General features: G+C 73.2%; 10 protein-coding genes. 2 read left to right on the forward strand and 8 right to left on the reverse strand.

Annotated elements, in window-relative coordinates:
• Nucleotides 1-39 precede the first annotated feature (39 nt).
• Nucleotides 40-1,329 carry a helix-turn-helix domain-containing protein gene (locus ACFYYB_RS03490; protein WP_389432975.1) on the forward strand — a complete coding sequence of 430 codons (1,290 nt, stop codon included), beginning with the start codon at nt 40-42 and terminating at the stop codon, nt 1,327-1,329.
• Nucleotides 1,330-1,355: 26 nt separating this feature from the next.
• Here ACFYYB_RS03490 and ACFYYB_RS03495 read toward each other — a convergent pair whose 3' ends face one another.
• The 5 genes from ACFYYB_RS03495 to ACFYYB_RS03515 all read right to left on the reverse strand — a co-directional run bounded on the left by ACFYYB_RS03495 (nt 1,356) and on the right by ACFYYB_RS03515 (nt 6,924).
• On the reverse strand, nt 1,356-3,221 hold the full coding sequence (locus ACFYYB_RS03495) for a S9 family peptidase (RefSeq protein WP_389432976.1): 1,866 nt from the start codon (nt 3,219-3,221) through the stop codon (nt 1,356-1,358).
• Nucleotides 3,218-4,777 (reverse strand): FAD-dependent monooxygenase, encoded by a 1,560-nt coding sequence (locus ACFYYB_RS03500; protein WP_389432977.1) that lies wholly within the window; start codon nt 4,775-4,777, stop codon nt 3,218-3,220. The genes ACFYYB_RS03495 and ACFYYB_RS03500 overlap by 4 nt, the downstream gene beginning before the upstream one ends.
• Nucleotides 4,774-5,106, reverse strand: coding sequence for a PqqD family protein (locus tag ACFYYB_RS03505; protein ID WP_389432978.1), 333 nt, complete (start codon nt 5,104-5,106; stop codon nt 4,774-4,776). Before ACFYYB_RS03505 ends, ACFYYB_RS03500 begins: the two co-directional genes overlap by 4 nt.
• Nucleotides 5,087-6,586 carry a StsB family radical SAM/SPASM domain sactipeptide maturase gene (stsB, locus tag ACFYYB_RS03510; RefSeq protein WP_389432979.1) on the reverse strand — a complete coding sequence of 500 codons (1,500 nt, stop codon included), beginning with the start codon at nt 6,584-6,586 and terminating at the stop codon, nt 5,087-5,089. Before stsB ends, ACFYYB_RS03505 begins: the two co-directional genes overlap by 20 nt.
• Before the next feature lie 71 nt (nt 6,587-6,657).
• The gene (locus ACFYYB_RS03515; RefSeq protein WP_266884495.1) at nt 6,658-6,924 is read right to left on the reverse strand and encodes a StsA-related sactipeptide RiPP; all 267 of its coding nucleotides are present in this window, start codon (nt 6,922-6,924) and stop codon (nt 6,658-6,660) included.
• A 311-nt stretch (nt 6,925-7,235) separates the two neighbouring features.
• Between ACFYYB_RS03515 and ACFYYB_RS03520 the strand changes: the two genes are divergently transcribed.
• Nucleotides 7,236-7,997, forward strand: a complete 762-nt coding sequence (locus ACFYYB_RS03520; RefSeq protein ID WP_389432980.1) for a BTAD domain-containing putative transcriptional regulator — start codon at nt 7,236-7,238, stop codon at nt 7,995-7,997.
• A 214-nt stretch (nt 7,998-8,211) separates the two neighbouring features.
• Here the strand turns inward: ACFYYB_RS03520 and ACFYYB_RS03525 are convergent, their stop codons facing one another.
• Genes ACFYYB_RS03525 through ACFYYB_RS03535 form a run of 3 tightly spaced genes read right to left on the reverse strand, consistent with a single transcriptional unit; the run spans nt 8,212 to nt 13,681 of the window.
• Nucleotides 8,212-9,405 (reverse strand): cytochrome P450, encoded by a 1,194-nt coding sequence (locus ACFYYB_RS03525; protein ID WP_389432981.1) that lies wholly within the window; start codon nt 9,403-9,405, stop codon nt 8,212-8,214.
• A complete protein-coding gene (locus tag ACFYYB_RS03530) occupies nt 9,402-12,545 on the reverse strand; it encodes an AMP-binding protein (protein WP_389432982.1) in 3,144 nt (1,047 codons plus the stop codon). Before ACFYYB_RS03530 ends, ACFYYB_RS03525 begins: the two co-directional genes overlap by 4 nt.
• Nucleotides 12,542-13,681: an aminotransferase class V-fold PLP-dependent enzyme gene (locus ACFYYB_RS03535; RefSeq protein ID WP_389432983.1), complete on the reverse strand. Its 1,140-nt coding sequence runs from the start codon at nt 13,679-13,681 to the stop codon at nt 12,542-12,544. Before ACFYYB_RS03535 ends, ACFYYB_RS03530 begins: the two co-directional genes overlap by 4 nt.
• Nucleotides 13,682-13,784 lie beyond the last annotated feature (103 nt).

The following is a 13,784-nucleotide window of genomic DNA, read 5'->3' on the forward strand; positions in this document are numbered from 1 at the left end:
AGACGCGGACGGAACGGGCCCCTCCTACCCTCCTGGCCTATGGTCCACAGTGCCGAGGCCGAGACTCCGTCGTTTCCCGAACTCCTCCGCTTCAAGCGCGTCCAGGCCGGGCTCACCCAGCGGACGCTCGCCGACCTGTCGACGATCAGCCCGCGGACGATCCGCGCCCTGGAGTCGGGCCGGGTGAACGCGCGGATGCAGACCGTCCGGCTGCTCGCCGACGCCTTGGGGCTGGACGGCCTGGCGCGGGAGCTCTTCGTCACCGCCGGCCTGGGCGGCGGGGGGCCGGTTCCGGTCGGGGCCGAGCCCTGCCCGGCGGTGCCCAGGTCCGTCAACGCCCTCCTCGGACGGGACGTCGAGGTCCGGTCGATGGTGAGCGCCCTGGAGTCGGACCACCGCCGGATGATCTCGCTCTCGGGCCTCGCCGGCGTGGGAAAGTCGCGGGTGGCGGCGGAGACGGCGGCCCGGCTGAGCTCCCGGCGCGGCTGGCCGGTGCTGTGGATCGGGTCGGGAACGACGGCCCCGGCCGGTCCCGGCACGGCCTTCGGCCCCCTGCTGCGGTCCTTGCGCCTGCTCGTCGAGTCGGGTGCGCAGGACGTGTCCGCGGTCTGCCGGCTGATCGGCCGGCACGAGCTGCTGCTCGTGCTCGACGGGGTCGCGGACGCGCGGGACCCGGTCGGCGTGGAGGAGTTGCTGGCGTACTGCCCGGGCGTCCGGGTGGTCAGTACGTCACGGGCGCCGTGGACCGTGGCGGGCGTCCAGGGGACGGTGCTCGCGCCGCTGGCCGTCCCCGGACCGGACGGGGAGAGGACGGGGGCGGGATCCCTGGACGTCCTCACCGCCGTGCCGTCGGTGCGGCTGCTCGTGGACCGGCTCGCCGAGGTCCGGCCGGGGTTCGTACTGGGCCGGGCGGACGCGGTGGCCGCGGTACGCCTGTGCCGGACCCTGGACGGTCTGCCGGCCGCACTGGAAGCGGCGGCCGCGGGGTGCGGGGTACTGAGCCTGCGACGCCTCGCGGACATGCCGGCGGCCGAGCTGCTCGAACTGCCGGCGGCCGGCCGGCCGGTCGGCGTTCCCGGGACGATCGGCTGCCCGATCCGGTCGGGGGTCGAGCGGCTGGACCCCGTACCTCGCAAGCTTCTCGGCGAACTGGCCGGTTTCGAGACGGCGTTGACCGCCTGCGAGGCCGCCGAGACGCTGCGCCTGCCGATGAACCAGGTGGTCGGCGGACTGGGCGCGCTGACGGGCGGCGGGTTCGTCCGGGCCGCGCACGGGGAGGCGGAGACCCGCCTGCACCTGCCGAACCTGGTGCGGGCGGCCCTCGGCTGACGTGACATCAGGCCAGGTGCTCCGCTTCAGCCCAGGTGCTCCGCGAGGAACCGCTCCACGGCCGCGTAGTAGGCCTGCCGGTTCGCCGGCTGGGACAGCCCGTGCCCCTCGTCGGGGAACAGCAGGTACTCGTACGGGAGTTGCTTGGCCTCCAGCGCCGCGACGATCTGCTCGGCCTCCGCCCGGGGCACGCGGACGTCGTTGGCGCCCTGGACGATCAGGAGAGGGATGCGGATCTCGTCGACCCGGGACAGCGGGGAGCGTTCCCACAGCATGGCGCCCTCCGTTTCCGGGTCCCCCACCTGGGCGTGCATCAACGAGCGCAGCGCGGTGCGGTAGGGCGCCCCGGCCGCGAGCAGCGTCAGCAGGTTCGACGGACCGCAGAGGTCGATCGCGCAGGTGAACACCTCGGGGGTGAAGGCCGCGCCGACCAGCGCGGCGTACCCCCCGTACGAGCAGCCCATGATCGCGATCCGGGCGGGGTCGATGCCGCCCTCCGCGACGAGGTGCGCGACCGCGTCGAGCAGATCGGTCTGCATCGCGGCGCCCCACTGCTTGGCGCCCAGGTTGCGGAAGTGCTTGCCGTAGCCCGTCGAACCGCGGAAGTTGACCTGGACGCAGGCGTAACCGCGGTTGGCCAGGAGCTGCGCCTCCTCGTCGAACGCGAAGGTGTGGCGGGCCCAGGGCCCGCCGTGCACGTTCACCACCGCGGGCAGGCCCGTGCGTTCGGCACCGGGCGGCCAGGTGACGTAGCCGTGGACGGTGACCCCGTCGCGCGCGGAGAACACGAAGGGCTCCATCCGGGCCAGGGTGTAGGCCTCCAGTTCCCGCTGGTGGCTGAAGAGGTGGCGCAGCGTTCCGGCCGGCCGGTCGTAGACGTAGTAGAGGACGGGCCCGGCTCCGGTCACCACCGAGACCGTCCACAGCCGGTCGCCGCGGTCGGTGCGGTCCACGTAGACCTCGCCGTCGACCGACAGGAGGGCGAGCTCGCCGCGGATCCGGCCGATGTCCTTGCCGAACTCCTCGTCGAGAAACACCCATTCGTCGCGGTCCTTCGCGAAGAGCGCCGCTTGCGGCCTGCGGGTCACGGGATCGAACTCGACCTGTTTGACGTCGTACACCGGGTCGTGCGCGAGCAGCGTCCGCTGACCGGTGGCGAGGTCGACGGCGAACAGGCGACCGGCGTTGGCCCCGATGGAGGACAGGAGGTGGCAGGTGGCGCCGTCGCGCGAGAAGCCGAGCACGCGCGTCCCCATGGCGTCCTCGTAGGGCACGTCGAGCCAGGGCGGGGCACCGTCCGGTCCGCCCGGAGCACCCGAACCCTCCGGCGGGTCGAGGAACACGGACAGGCCGCCGTCGGGCTTCATCACCGTGCCGCCGCGCACCCGCAGGTCGGTGTCCACGATCCAGCTCAGGTACCCGGGGTTCTCCGCGACCTTGGTGAGCCGGTCCGTCAGCAGGTCCAGGGCGTAGACGTCGTGCAGCGCGGGCCGGTCCTTGTTCAGTCCGATCAGCAGGGTCGTCGGGTGCCACCGGTTGTGCGCCAGCACCCGCGCCTGGACTCCGTCGAAGGGGGTGGCGCAGCGCTCCCGGCCGGTGACCAGGTCGACGAGGTGGACCCGCCAGCTCTCGTCGCCGTTCCGGTCGCGCAGGTAGAAGAGGGTGCGGTCGTCGTGGCACAGGCCGTACGTGCGGATGCCGCGGCCCCGGTCGTGCGTGACGGGCCTCGCCTCCCCGGGCCGGTCCACGGGCGCCGCCCACACGTTCAGGACGCCGTCGTCCGGGGCCAGGTAGACGAGGCGGGTCCCGTCCGGGGAGATCTCGGGCACGAGGTACGACGGATTGCCGAACAGGACGGAGTGCGGGATCAGCGGTACGGCCGGTGTGGTCACGGTTCCCTTCCCGGGGCGGGTGGTTGGACGCCGCGCTCCGAGAACCACCAGTCGCGGAGTTCGGGGAACTGCGCGACCGCCTCGTCGGTGTCGAGCGGCGGGGCCGCGGGGCGGCCGGCGGAGGGTGCGGGGAGGGCCGCCCCGGAAGGGACCGGCGTCCGGGCGGGGAAAGGTGCCTGGGCGGGGACCGGCGTCGGGACGGAGACCAGCGTCTGGGCGCGGAACAGCCGGGTCATCAGCACCGGGCTGCCGAGCACCGCTCGGGACACCTTGGCCCGCATCCGCTGCCCGGCGGCGGACAGGGGCGCCGACGCAGGGCCTTCCGCGGGACCTGCCACCGGGCCTGCCCCGGGATCTGCCGCCGGGCCTGCTCCTGGGCCTTCCCCTGAGCCTTCCCCTGGGCCTTCCCCTGAGCCAAAGCCCTCCGCGGCGGCCCGCGCCCGGTCCTGTTCGGTCGCCATCCGCCAGGACTCCGCGGCCACTTCGGCCATCGCGGCCTGGATCGCGGGCAGCGCGCGGGGGCGGGCGCCGCGCTCACTCAGTTCCCGGTCCAGCCTCAGCGCGCCGAGGAGCGCGACGGACATCCCGTGCGAGTAGACGGGGTTCACCGCCGTCAGCGCGTCGCCGACGACCAGGAAGCCCTCGGGCGGCGGCAGCCGCTCGAAGAACCTCCGGCGGTTCGCGGTGGCACGGAACGGCCGTACTCCGCCGAGGGGTTCGGCCGCGGCCAGCAGTTCCGCCGCGAGGGGCGAGCGCAGCGAGCGTGCGCACTCCGTGAATCCCGGCTCGTCCGACGGCGGTCTGGCCGCGCGGGTGCCGGTCAGCGTGAAGATCCACCGGCCGCCCTCGATGGGGAACAGGGTGGCTCCGTACCCCGGGCGGCCGCGCTCCGGCCGCGGGTGCACCATGACCGCCGGGAGGTCGGCGGCGAGGGCGGGGGGCGCCCGGTAGATCCGGGTGGAGTACGCCAGTCCCGGGTCGAGCACCTCCTCCTCGACTCCGGGTCCGCCGATCGCGGTCAGCCAGCGTCCGGCCCGCGAACGCCGGCCCGTCGCGTCCACCACCAGGTCGGCGCCGAGCGTCTCGCGGGAGCCGTCCTCGTGCGCGACCAGGACACCGGTCACGCGGGACGCGTCCCCCGCGAGTCCCAGGACCCGGGTGCGCTCCCGTACGGTGACCGCCCCGTCGGCCAGGGCCCGCTGCCGGATGACGTCGTCCATCAGCCAGCGGCTGCACGAGACCATGAAGGCCCCGGTCTCGTGGCGGCGGAACCAGCCGTCCGCGCTCAGGATCAGCGCGCCGTCCGGCAGGCCCCGGCGGTGCGCTCCCCGGGCGAGGAGCGCCTCCAGCGTTCCGGGGAGCAGCGTGTTCAGGGCCTCGGCGCCGGCGGTCACCAGGACGTGGCTGTGGAACGCCTGCGGCAGCTCCGGCCGGACCCCGGGCCCGTCCGGGTACCGGCCGCCCTCGACGACGGTGACCTCGTCGGCGTGCCGGGAGAGCACCTTGGCCACCAGCACCCCCGCGAAGCCTCCGCCGAGGACGACGGCCCTGGTCATGACCGTGCGGCCGGCTCGCTCCGTACGGCCGGCGTTCCGGCTTCCGTCTCCTCGGTGTCCGTCTCCTCGATGAGGTCGGCTTCGATCATGGAGCTGATGAAGGCGTCCACCTCCGCGCGGATGCGGGCCGTCATCACCGGGTTGTGTCCCGCGAACAGCAGGGACAGGTTCGTGATGACCGTCTCCCGGTCCCCGTCGCTCTCCACGAGCGCCCAGATCTGGGCGGCCGTCGCGTTCAGGGTGCGGAAGTCGCCGGACTCGCTGTGGTAGAGCGAGATGCCGTCTCCGGTCTCCTGCCAGATCACCGCGTCACTGATGTGCAGGGACATCTCCCAGCCTCCTGTTCACCGGCATGATCGGAATCAGTTCGCCCACCTTGATCGCGGGCACGGGCGCCGGCGGGCGGACGTAGGTCTTCCACTGCTCGTGGGCCTCGTGCACCTCCCCGGTGGCTACCAGCCGCGGGACGGTCATCTCGGTTCCGTCCAGGGCGAGTTCGGCACGGGTCACCCCGGTCTCCTGCCACAGCTGCGTGGTCACTCCGTGCCGCAGGATCCGGCACAGGTGGCGGCTGTTGCGCCGCAGGTCGCCGGACTCCGACATGTGCGCGGCCCGGCAGCCGCCGCCGCAGTTCGCCTTGATGTAGCACTTCTCGCAGTCGGCGTGGAACTCCCCGCCGTACACGGTGCTCCGGCGCATCGAGGTCAGGACCGGGCTGGCGAAGATCTCCGAAAGCCGCTGCTTCCTGATGTTTCCGGCGAACTCCCCTTTGCCCGTGACGAGTTTGCACGGGTATACGTCGCCGAGGGAGTTGACGTAGATCTCGTGCCCGCCCATGCCGCAGTTGCCCTTGACCGAGCACGCGGTGACCGGCCTCGGGCCGTCCGGCTTGAGCTTGCCGGCGACCGGCGAGGTCCAGACGAGCTGCTGCACGTCCAGGTGGTCCTGCCACCCGAAGTCGTAGGTGTCGTCCGCGCCCCGGCCCAGGTCGTTGTGGTTCATCAGGCGGACGCTGTGGATCTCGATCCCGTCGAGGAAGGAGGCGAAGTCCTCCAGCTCGTGGATGTTGTCCGAGGTGACGATGTGGTTGATGGCCGGCGCCACCCCGGCCTCGTTGAGGAGCTGGATCGCCCGGTGGGTCTTGGCGAACGCGCCCTTGCCGCGGGTGCGGTCGTGGGTCTCGGCCGTGCCTCCGTCGAGGCTCACGGTGACGGCGTCGAAGAGCTCGGCGAACCGCTGGGCCTTCTCCGCGGTCCGGATCATCGTCGCGTTGGTGATGATGTTGGCCTTCAGGCCGCTGTTCTTGGCGTGCTCGACGACCTGGAAGAGATCCTTGCGGAGCATCGGCTCGCCGCCGGTGAAGATGATGGTCCCGGCGCCGAAGTCGGCGATCTGCGAGACCAGGTCCAGGGATTCGGCGGTGTCGAGCTCGCCCGGCAGGCACTTCTCCGAGGAGGCGTAGCAGTAGGGGCAGCGCAGGTTGCAGCCGTCGGTGATGGCGTAGTACGCGACGCCCAGGGGCGGTTCGCTCAGCCTGACCTTGGGCTTGTTGCCGTTGAAGTACACGATCCAGCTCAGGATGAGCTTGGCGAGGACGCGTTCCGTCTCGTCGTTCTGCTCCAGCCCCGGCTGCTCCCCGCGGGCCCGGGCGGCCGCCAGGGTCTCGAGGACCCGAAACTCACGTCCGGAGAGGACGCACCGGGCGGCCACCTCCGGGTTGACCACGAGGTGGTCCTCGCCGTGCACGAAGTACGTCAGGTCGTTGGGCACCTCGAACAACGACAGGTTCCGAACCAGGTTTCCGCGCATCCCGCCTCCTCTCTGGACTGGCACAGGCGCGGCCCGACGCGTGTGGCCGCCGGACCCCGCCTGTGGAACGGTCAGTTCTCGGCCTGGCCCGATCCCGACCAGAGGCCGCAGGCACACAGCATCGCGGCGTCGAAGCCCTCCTTCGTGGCCTCCGGGGAGGTCCAGTCCTGGGAGTGCGCCACCACGTCGGGCAGGATCGCCGCGAGGCGGGTCTTCGTCGAGATGAGGACCTTGGTCTCCTCGGGGGTCAGGCTGGCGTAGAACTCTTCGAGGGCGGGCGCCATCGTGCCGCCGATGACGCCGGCCGCACGCAGGGACTCCAGGGCGTTGAAGGACATGCTTCCACCTTTCGCTGTCGCGTTCGATCGGGGACGCAACCGAGACTGCGCGCGGCGGACCCGTGAAACAACCCCACGAATGTGGGTTGTGCGGGAGCGGCGAAGGGGACATACGCAGCGCGGGCGGGGCGTCTTGCGGCAGTGGCCGGGACGGCCGGAACGCGCCGCGCACGGGTGTTGACGCTCTCCAGACCGTGCCTCACGCTCAGACCACAGCCGTTGTGAAGCCCATGTGAAGCGAACGTGGAAATCGGGATCAATGGAGCGCCCACCCGGCGGCCGGCGGCCCGCCGGACGACCCGAGAGGTGCGATGAATCCCACCGGCTTAGGCATCGTGCACTTATCGCTGGTGCCAGGCTTCGTCTGCCGCACCGACCAACGGATCACCGACCTCAGCGACACCCAGCAACGGCTCGTCGCGGCCCTGGTGCTCGCAGACCGTCCGCTCAGGCGCGTCGACCTTGCCGCCCGACTGTGGCCCGATGCCCCGCCCGACCGGGCCGGTGCCCGGTTGAGGCAGACCCTGTGGCGGCTGAATCAGGCCACGGCCGGGGGCCTGTTGCGGGCCTCGCACACCACCGTCACCCTCACCGATCACGTCGAAGTGGACTACCGGGCGGCGGCCAGGCTGATCGCGGCGGTGTCCGGGGCCGTCGGGACGCTCGGCGCGGTCGCGGGCGGGGAGCGGCTGCCGCAGGCGTGGAGCGTACTGCGCCACCCGCTGCTGAACGACTGGGACGACGACTGGCTCGTACCGTTCCAGGAGAAGTGGAAGGTCCAGCGCGTCCAGACGCTGGAGCGCCTCGCCGAGAAGTTCCTCCAGCGCCGGCAGCACGCGGCCGTGCTCGAACTGGCCGACGCCGCGACCCAGGCCGACCCGCTGCGGGAGGGGCCCCGGCGGATCGCCGTGCAGTCGTGCCTGTTCGCCGGCGAGGTGGCCGACGCGCACCGCCGCTACCGCGGCTACCAGGAGCTGCTCGCCGCGGAGTTGGGCGTGGCGCCGAGCGGGGCCATCCCGCGGCTGCTCAGACAGGACCGCGAGCGCCAGCTCGCCCTCGCGGCGGAGTACTGACCGGGTCACCGGCGCCGCGGACGCCCGGCCGTGCCGGACGCGCGCCGGGCTGCGGGCACGCGGCGGACCGTCGGGCGCCCTGCCCTGGAGATGACCGCCCGGAGGCGGCGGACCAGGAGGGGGCGCAGGCCCGGGTGGGACGGACGTGGCGGGCGGGCGGGCCCGGAAGCGGGTCCGGGAGCGGGCGGGGTCAGGGTCTGGAGGATGAGGAGGTTCATGCCGGCGTGATCCGCACCGGGAGGCTCTCCAGCCCGTTGACGACGATCGACCGCAAGGGGACGGCGGGGCCGGTCTGTTCGATGGAGCGGGTGGAATCGAGCAATTCCGAGAACAGGATCCGCATCTCGGTCCGGGTCATCATCGCGCCCAGGCAGAAGTGCTCGCCGGCGCCCAGCGCGAGGTGGCGGTTGGGGCGACGGGTGAGGTCGAAGGCATCCGGGTTCGCGAAGTGGCGCTCGTCCCGGTTGGCGGACGGCGTCCACAGGACGACCCGGTCGCCCGCCTCCAGCACGCGGTCGCGCAGCACCACCGGTTCGGTGACCGTGCGCATGATGTGGGTGGCCGTCGAGGTCCAGCGCAGCACCTCCTCGATCGCCGTCGGCATCAGGCCCCGGTCGTCGCGCAGGCGCTCCCAGTCGGCGGGCCGTTCCAGGAAGGTCCGCATGCCGCCCGCGACCGCGAGGCGGACGTTCTCGGTGCCGCCGACCAGGAGGTTGTCGCAGTTGAGGAGGATGTCCTCCTCGGTGAGGAGTTCACCGTCGACCTCGCCGTTGACGAGGGCACTGACCAGGTCGTCCGCCGGTTCGTCCATCCTGCGGTACATCAGCTCGACGAAGTAGGCCATGATCTCCTGGTGCGCGATGCTGCGCGCCTCCGGCTCCCCCGCCCCGAAGGCCTGCGTGGTGAGGGCGAAGAGCATCTCCTGTTCGTGGGCGGGCACGCCCATGAGCCGGCAGATGACGTACAGCGGGAGCCGTCCGGCGACGTCGGTGACGAAGTCGCACGTGCCCAGTTCGACGGCGCGCGCGACGACCTGGCGCACCGCGTCGCGCATGGCGTCCTCCAGGGCACGCACGGACCGGGTGGTGAACCAGTCGGCGACGAGCGAGCGGAGCGCCTTGTGGCGCGGCGGGTCGGTCAGCGCGAGGGTGCGGCCGCCACCGGGGTCCTGGCCGTGGCCCTTCGGGCGGAGCAGGATGCCCTGGGCCGAGCTGTAGACGCGGGCGTCGTTGTAGACGGCGCGGATGTCGTCGTAGCGGGTCACGGACCAGAAGGCCGGGTACTCGGTCGCGTCGTGCCGGCGTACCGGGTCGTGGTCGCGCATCCAGCGGAAGACGGGGTACGGGTCACCGGTCGCGTACAGCTCCGGATCGACGAGGTTGACGTTCTCGGGCGCCAGTACGGTCATCGGGACTCTCCTCGGGACAGTGGCAGGGTGTGGACGAGGTCGGCGAGTCGCTTGAGAATCTCGCGGGCGAGGGTGTGCGGCACGGCGGCCGTCCGGTGGCTGACGGCGAGCCGCAGCCGGCCGTCGGGCTCGGGCCAGAACTCGGTGTGGACGTCCAGTGGCAGGTCGAGATAGGGCGGGCGCAGCAGGGTGCTCGTCAGGCCGTCCAGGCGCAGTGCGGCCGGGGTGTTGTCCTGGAGCACGAGCAGGGTCTGGAAGAGCGGGGGCCTGCCGGTGCGCGGCGGGTTGAGGTGGCGCACCAGGTCGTGGAAGGACACGTCCTGTGCCGCGAGGGCCCGGTGCAGGATGCGACCGGCCTCGGCGACGGCGGTGGGCCCGCCGTCGAGGACGGGGCCGCGCAGGCGCAGGCAGGCCATCTCGATGTGGCAGCCGACGGCGTCTTCCAGTGCCGCGTCGGGGCGCTGGGCCACGGGGACGCCCACGGCGAAGTCCCGGCTGCCGGTGAGGTCGGCGAGGAGTCCGCCGTAGAGGGCCAGGAGGACGGCGTACCGGGTGACGCCGGACCGGTCCGCGGCCGCGTCCAGACGGGCGCCGGCGTCCTCGTCGAGCAGCAGCTCGACGCGGGCCGAGCGGGGCACTCCGGAGACCGCGGTGGGGGCCTGTGGCCCTGCCGCGCCGGGCCAGCGCAGTTCGGGCACGCCGCGCAACTCGGCGGCGAGCGCCTCGCATTGGCCGGCCGGATCGGTCTGGGCGAGCCGGTCCGCGCGCAGCCGGGCGGCCTCGGCCAGGGTCGGGGCGGGGGGCAGGGCGGCCGGGGCGCCCCGGCGGGCGAGGTCGTAGGCCGTGGCGAGGTCGGCGGCGAGGACGGATTCCGACCAGCCGTCGAAGGCGATGTGGTGGACCACGCAGCCGAAGACCTGCCGGGGGGCGCCGCGCTCCAGCGGGACGAGGGCGGTACGCCAGATCTCGCCTTCGGCCAGGTCCAGCGGATCCCCGAGGACCTCGGCCAGCAGCTCCACCGCGGCATCCGCGTCGGAGCAGCCGTCCATGACCTCCAGAACGGGCGCGGGGAAGTCCGACGGCAGGGCCAGGGGCCGCGGGTCGATGGTGTACGCGGTCCGCAGCGTCTCGTGGCGGTCGTGCACGGCCTCGATCGCCACCGCGAGGGCGTCCTCGTCGAGCGCGCCGTCGAGTGCGAAGAGGAGGAGGCAGTGCGCCGACCGGTCCTCGGGGTGGAGGAGGTGCTGGGTGAGGTAGCCGGCCTGCATGGGGGTGAGCGGTACGCCGGCGGTGTCCCGGGACGGGTCGCCGCCGGCGGGCGCGGCAGCGACCCCGGGGGCGGCGGCGGGCGCCTGGCCCGGCGCGGCGGGACCGGGGCCCTGGGTGGTGGCCAGCCAGTCCCCGAGGGTCCTTGCCGTGGGATGGGCGTACAGGCGTGACACCGCTACGGAGCGGCCGAGTTCGGCGGCGAGTCGGGCGCAGACCCGGCCGGCGGCCAGCGAGCTGCCGCCGAGGTCGGTGAAGGGGACGTCGACGGGGGCGGCGGCCGGTAGGCCGAGGACGTCGGCGAAGACGGCGGCGGCCCGGACCGCGAGGGGGTGGCAGCCGGCCGGGGCCGGGCCGGCCTCCGCGCTCGCGGGCGCCCGGGGCCCGGGGGCCCGCGCCAGCAGGGCGCGCTCGTCGAGCTTGCCGTTCGCGGTCAGCGGGAAGGCCTCGAGGGTGATGACCGCTTCGGGCCGCTGGTAGGGCACGAGCGCCGCGTCGAGGGTCTGCGCCGCGCCGGTAAGCGGATCGCCGGGCGTGGCGGGCACGCAGAAGGCGAGCAGTGCCTCCGCGGTTCCCGCCGCGTCGCGGCGGGCCACCACGCGGCAGGTGCGTACGCCGGGCAGGATGTCCTCGATCTGCCGCTCGACCTCGGCGGGCTCGATCCGGTGGCCGCGTATCTTCACCTGCCGGTCGACGCGCCCCCGGTAGTGCAGGACGCCGTCCTCGTCGAGCAGGCCGAGGTCTCCGGTGCGGTACACGCGGGTCCGCGTGCCGTCCTGCGTCCGGACCAGGGGGAACTTCTCCTCGGTGAGCCGGGGATCGCCGAGGTAGCCCAGCGCGAGCCCGTCGCCGGCTATGCAGATCTCCCCGTCGACGAGGTGGATGGCGGTCCCCGGGACCGGCCGGCCCACGGGGATGCCGCCGGGCAGGTCGCAGTCGGCCTCGGTGATGCGGTGCGTGGTGGCGAAGACGGTGCTCTCCACCGGGCCGTAGCCGTTGACGAGGGCGATGCCGGGGTGGCGGGCCAGGAAGGCGCGCACGTGCGGCACGGAGAGCCGCTCGCCTCCGGTCATCACCTGCGCGAGGCCGCGGAAGGCGTCCGGGTCCTCGTCCACGGTCATGTTGAGCAGGCTGCTGGTGATCCAGAGGGTGTCGGCGCCGTGGACGGTGACCGCCTCGCGGATGGCCTGGCCCGTCAGGTACGGCTCGTCGATGACGAGGGAGGTGCCGCCGCCGAGCAGCGCGCCCCACAGCTCGAGGGAGAACGCGTCCCAGGGCAGGGCCGCGGCCAGCGGGAGGACCGTGCCGGTGCCGAAGCGTGCGAAGGTGCCCGGGCGCAGCAGTCGGGCGGTGGCGCGGTGCGGGCTGAGTACGCCTTTGGGCCGGCCGGTGGTTCCGGAGGTGAAGAACACGCAGGCCGGGGCGGACGGGTCGGTCGCGTGGGGCCCCGGATAGCGGGACCGCCCGGCGGTCGGCCGCGGGTCGGCGCCGGGCGGGGGCGGGGACCAGACGGGCAGCCCGGCCCGGTTCCCCCCGGCGGTGTCGGTGACGATGAGCGGTGCGCCGAGTTCGGCGACGACCTCGCGGATCCGCCGGTCGGGCCAGGCGGGGTCCAGGAGTGCGTAGGCGGCGCCGAGTTTGAGCACGGCCAGGGTCGCGGTGATCAGCTCGATGCCGCGGGGCAGCAGGACGGGCACGAGCGCGCCCTCGGTGACGCCCCGGTCGTGCAGGGCCGCGGCCCAGGCGTCGGCGGTGCGGTCCAGCTCCGCGTAGCCCACCCGCCGGGGTCCGTGGATGACGGCGATGGCCTCGGGGCGCTCCGCGGCCCACAGGGCGACGGCGGCGTGCAGGACCTCCGGGCGGTGGCCGCTCATGCGCCGGCTCCGACGGCCGCGCGCAGGGCCCGCCCGAACACCTCGATCTCGTCGGGGGTGTTGTAGTAGTGGACGGACGCGCGGACGGCGGTGTCGATCCCCCGCTGGGCCATGTAGATCGGCGTGTGGTGGCCGACGATCTTCCAGACGTTGATGCGCCGCTCGGCCAGCCGGGCCCGGATCACCTCCGCGGGGACGTGCTCGTGCCGGAAGGAGACGATGCCCGACTGGTCCGTCCCCGGGACGATCAGCTCCGTTCCCGGTGTGGCCTCGACGGTGGCGCGCAGCGCCTGGAAGACGTCCTTGTGGTCGAAGGGGGTGCCTTCCTCGAAGAGAGTGAGGGCGGTGTTGAACCCGACGGTCGCGGCGGTGCCGCGCTCGGCGAGCTCCAGGGAGCGGGCGCTGCGATCGTCGATCCGGTAGCCGGTGGGAGAGTCGACGCGGGCCACGTGCAGGTCGTGGAAGTCCGTGGCGAGGACCGCCCGGAGTTCCGGTGCCACGTAGGCGAAGGCGGTGCCGCGCGGGCCGCGCAGGAATTTGCGGCCGGCTCCGGTGAGCAGCTGGCAGCCGATGCGCCGGGCGCTGACCGGGAGCTGGCCGACCGACTGGCAGGCGTCGACGGCGTAGAAGCAGCGGTAGGGCGCGAGCAGCCGGCCGATCTCCTCGACGGGGTTGACGATGCCGCAGCCGGAGGGGATGTGCGTGACGGAGACGAGGGCCACGTCGTCGGCGATGTTGGCGGCCATCCAGGCGAGGTCCAGGTCGCCGCCCGGCAGGGTGGGGACGACCTCGATGCGGCAGCCCGTGCGGTCGCGGAGGCTGAACAGGGAGATGAGGTTGCCGGCGTACTCGTACGGGGTGACCCAGACCCGGTCGGCGGGGCCGAGCCGCAGCTTCGGGACCACGGCGCACCAGGCGCGGGTGGCGCTGTCGAAGAGCGCGATGTCCTCGGCGGGGGCGTCCAGGACGCGTGCGAGCCGCTGGTACACCTCCTCGCCGATGACCGGGGAGTAGTGCTCCTCCGTCTCGTAGCAGCCGTCGGCCGCCTCCCGGTCGAGGACCTCGGCCATGGCCCGCCGGACCTCCGCGGGTACCAGGCCGGCACCGGCGGTGTTCAGATGGATCCTGTCTCCCACTGTTCCTTCTCCCCTGCTTCTTCGTGTGCGGTGGTGCGTTGATGCGGTGATGCATTGGTGCGTTGGTGCGGTGATGCGTTGGTGCGGTGCCGCGGTGGTGCTC

Origin of the sequence: Streptomyces sp. NPDC002886 (assembly GCF_042888445.1) — a bacterium.
In the GTDB taxonomy this organism is placed as follows: Bacteria; Actinomycetota; Actinomycetes; order Streptomycetales; family Streptomycetaceae; genus Streptomyces.

Bases quoted from the DNA above. Each gene is read 5' to 3' on its own strand.
- ACFYYB_RS03530 (WP_389432982.1), bottom strand. From the start codon at position 12,545: ATGAGCGGCCACCGCCCGGAGGTCCTGCACGCCGCCGTCGCCCTGTGG.
- stsB (WP_389432979.1), bottom strand. From the start codon at position 6,586: ATGCGCGGAAACCTGGTTCGGAACCTGTCGTTGTTCGAGGTGCCCAAC.
- ACFYYB_RS03525 (WP_389432981.1), bottom strand. From the start codon at position 9,405: ATGACCGTACTGGCGCCCGAGAACGTCAACCTCGTCGATCCGGAGCTG.
- ACFYYB_RS03500 (WP_389432977.1), bottom strand. From the start codon at position 4,777: ATGACCAGGGCCGTCGTCCTCGGCGGAGGCTTCGCGGGGGTGCTGGTG.
- ACFYYB_RS03515 (WP_266884495.1), bottom strand. From the start codon at position 6,924: ATGTCCTTCAACGCCCTGGAGTCCCTGCGTGCGGCCGGCGTCATCGGC.
- ACFYYB_RS03505 (WP_389432978.1), bottom strand. From the start codon at position 5,106: ATGTCCCTGCACATCAGTGACGCGGTGATCTGGCAGGAGACCGGAGAC.
- ACFYYB_RS03490 (WP_389432975.1), top strand. From the start codon at position 40: ATGGTCCACAGTGCCGAGGCCGAGACTCCGTCGTTTCCCGAACTCCTC.
- ACFYYB_RS03520 (WP_389432980.1), top strand. From the start codon at position 7,236: ATGAATCCCACCGGCTTAGGCATCGTGCACTTATCGCTGGTGCCAGGC.